The organism is Clavibacter lycopersici (assembly GCF_003576405.1).
Taxonomy (GTDB): Bacteria; Actinomycetota; Actinomycetes; order Actinomycetales; family Microbacteriaceae; genus Clavibacter; species Clavibacter lycopersici.
Map to the genome: position 1 here is coordinate 1 of NZ_QWGT01000294.1, position 2,941 is coordinate 2,941.

Genomic DNA, 2,941 nt, shown 5'->3' on the forward strand with positions numbered 1-2,941 from the left:
CCACCACCCCGGACGAGACCTACACGCACCGCGTCATCGCGGTCGACGCGGACGGCCTCACCACCCAGGGCGACATCAACGGCGCGGTGGATCCCTGGAAGACCGACCAGGCGCACCTCGTCGGCGAGGCCACCACGATCCTCCCCGGCTTCGGCTGGCTCGCGAAGGGGCTGCCGCTGCTGCTCGCCGGCATCGTCATCGTCACGATCCTGACCCGCCTCATCGGCTCGCCCACGCACCGCGCCTCGATGCGCATGCTCGGCAGCGCGCTCGTCGCCGCCTTCACCGTCTTCCTGCTCAAGCCGTTCGTCGGCCTCGTGGTCCTCGACGCGGCGACCCGCGGCAGCGACGTCGAGGCGACCATCGTGTCGACCGGCGTCCTCCCCATCCGCATCGCGGCCGAGGGCGGCACCCACGTGACGCTCGCCGCCGGCGAGGTCGGCACCATCACCGCCCCCGCGGGCGAGGCCGGCCGCTTCTACGACGTGTCCTCCACGCTCGACCTGCCGCTGTGGGGCTGGATCCTCTTCTTCGGCCTCTGCGCCGTCCCCCTCCTCTACACGCTCGTCGTCGGCCTCCCCTCGGACGAGGAGCGCCGCGCATGAGCGTCGTCGCCCGCCTCCTCGGCCGTCGTGCCGCTCCCGCCGCAGCGGGGCGCCGCACGCCCCGCCTCGCCGCGATCGCCGCGTCCGTCTCGGCCGCCGCCCTCGGCGCCGTGCTCCTCCTCACGCCCGGCACGAACGGCGCGTACACCGCGGCCATCACCAACTCGAACAACACCGCCGCGTCCTCCGCCGCGTACTTCACGTGCTCGAGCGCGTTCGCGGCCGACAAGGCCAACGCGCTCTTCGCGTACCCGCTCAACGAGGCGTCGGCAGCCACGACCGCCGTCGACGCCGCCACGGGCTCCTACCCCGGCACGTACCGCGGCGGCATGACGAGCGAGACGACCACCCCACGGGCGTGCGCCCGCGACACCGGCGGTGCCTACGTGCTGCAGGGCAACGACTTCGTCACCAACACCCTGCAGACGCAGGCCCCCGCGACGTTCAGCACCGAGGTCTGGTTCAAGACCACGACCAAGGGCGGCAAGCTCATCGGCTTCGGCAACTCGCAGACCGGCTCCTCGTCGGCCTACGACCGCCACACCTACGTGTCGACGAGCGGCCAGCTGATCTTCGGCACCTACAACAACGGCGCCTACCAGACCCTCACGTCCCCCAACGCGGTCACCGACGGCAACTGGCACCACATGGTCTCGACGATGTCGCCGGGTACCGGCATGGCCCTCTACCTCGACGGCGTGCGCGTCGCCGGCAACACCGCGTTCACCGCTCCCGAGAGCAACTCCGGCTTCTGGCGCATCGGCTATGACAACACGTCGGGCTGGCCGAACGTGGGCGGGAACTACTTCGTCGGCAGCATGCGGTTCGCCGCCGTGTACAAGACGGCGCTCACCGCCACGCAGGTGCTGAGCCACTACACCGCCGGCCGCTGACGCGACGACGGGACGGCCGGATGGCCGTCCCGTCGTGCGTGCGTGCGTGCCGCGGATCAGCTCGCGGGCACCACGTCCCAGTGCTCGCGGATGAGGCCGCCGTCGACCCGGAAGATGTCGGCCGCGAGGAACGGGTCGTCGGCCTTCGCGCCCACGGGCTGCGAGAAGGTCCAGACGAGGTCGCCGTCGGCGATCGAGATCACGGACTGCTGCGCCGGGAACTGCGCGCCGCCGGAGAAGAAGGCCTTGAGCGCGGCCGTGCCGTTCGCGGCGACCGTGTTGTGCTGCAGGTACGCCGGGTCGAATGAGCGGTCGAGCACGCTCGGGTCGTGATCCCGGAAGAGCGTGTCGTAGGCGCCCACGGCCAGCTGCCGGTTCGCCTCCTCCTGCTGCTCGGTCAGCTCGGGCGCGTCGGCCTGGCCCTGGTAGAGGTCGCTGAACATCGTGTTGGTGTTGCCGCTCGCGGGCGTGCCCTGCGGGACCGGCTGGTGGAACGACCAGACGGCGGTGACCTTGCCGTCCGCGAGGCGGAAGAGGTCGACGGCCGCTTCGCCGGTGCGCTCGTCGTCGGGCTTCGAGGTGACCTGGTAGTGGACGGCCACGAGGTCGCCGTCCGCGGCGATGTGCTTGATCACGGCCTGAGCGCCGGGCACCCGCTGGTGCGCCGAGACGAACTCGTCGAGGAACCCGCCGGGGCCGGCCTTCGCGCCCGCGCCGTTCGCGGTCGCGTCGGGCGCGATGGCCGCGATCGCGGCGGCGTTCGCGCCGGGGGAGGCGGGATCCGGGAAGGCGGCGGTGAACAGCGTCGAGATGGTGTCCGCGTTCCGGTCCTCCGTGTCGGAGTCGGTGCGGTCGGCGGTCGTGCCGCCGTCGCCGGATGCGACGGGAGCGGTGGTCGCGACGGCGGTCGTCGCGTCGGGGGTGGCGTCGGACGCGGCCGAGGCCGAGCCGGGGGCCGAGCATCCGGCGAGGACGACCACGCCGGCGAGGGCGGCGGTGCCGCGGGCGAGCAGGGAGACGGGGATTCGTTGAACTCTCATGCACGTACCATGCGGCCCGCGGCTGGGAGCCCCCGATGTGGATGGATGCCGCGCTCATCGGCTCTTCCTGCTACGGCTCAGGGTGCCCCGTTGCACGGTGGACCACGGCCCGGGGGCACGCGCCCGCCGGATCGCCCCTCCGTTCCGAAGCCCACGCGCCGGGTCCGAGTCACCCGGCAGAGGCCCCCTCGCTGCGCATGCGAGGGGGCCTCGCTGCGTCAGGGCGGGATGCCGTCGGCTCCTGCCGCATCGGCCGGGCGCACGACGAACGGCCCGGCGTCGAGGGCCGGGCCGTTCGTTGTGGTGCGTCCCGGCGGTGCCGGGGTGGGTGCTACTTGGTGTTGACGGTGATCTTGGCGATGCCGACGACGAGCTGGTCGGTGACCGCGTCGGTGCCGAAGGT

General features: G+C 72.5%; 2 protein-coding genes and 1 pseudogene. 2 read left to right on the forward strand and 1 reads right to left on the reverse strand.

Annotated elements, in window-relative coordinates; all coding sequences use genetic code 11:
* A pseudogene (locus DZG00_RS14095) lies at positions 1-605 on the forward strand (S26 family signal peptidase); the annotation flags it as partial.
* Positions 602-1,498 (forward strand): LamG domain-containing protein, encoded by an 897-nt coding sequence (locus tag DZG00_RS14100; protein ID WP_119381626.1) that lies wholly within the window; start codon positions 602-604, stop codon positions 1,496-1,498. The pseudogene DZG00_RS14095 and the gene DZG00_RS14100, both read left to right, overlap by 4 nt.
* 56 nt (positions 1,499-1,554) lie before the next feature.
* Here DZG00_RS14100 and DZG00_RS14105 read toward each other — a convergent pair whose 3' ends face one another.
* Positions 1,555-2,538: a nuclear transport factor 2 family protein gene (locus DZG00_RS14105; RefSeq protein ID WP_119381627.1), complete on the reverse strand. Its 984-nt coding sequence runs from the start codon at positions 2,536-2,538 to the stop codon at positions 1,555-1,557.
* Between the last annotated feature and the right edge of the window lie 403 nt (positions 2,539-2,941).

Bases quoted from the DNA above. Each gene is read 5' to 3' on its own strand.
- DZG00_RS14100 (WP_119381626.1), top strand. From the start codon at position 602: ATGAGCGTCGTCGCCCGCCTCCTCGGCCGTCGTGCCGCTCCCGCCGCA.
- DZG00_RS14105 (WP_119381627.1), bottom strand. From the start codon at position 2,538: ATGAGAGTTCAACGAATCCCCGTCTCCCTGCTCGCCCGCGGCACCGCC.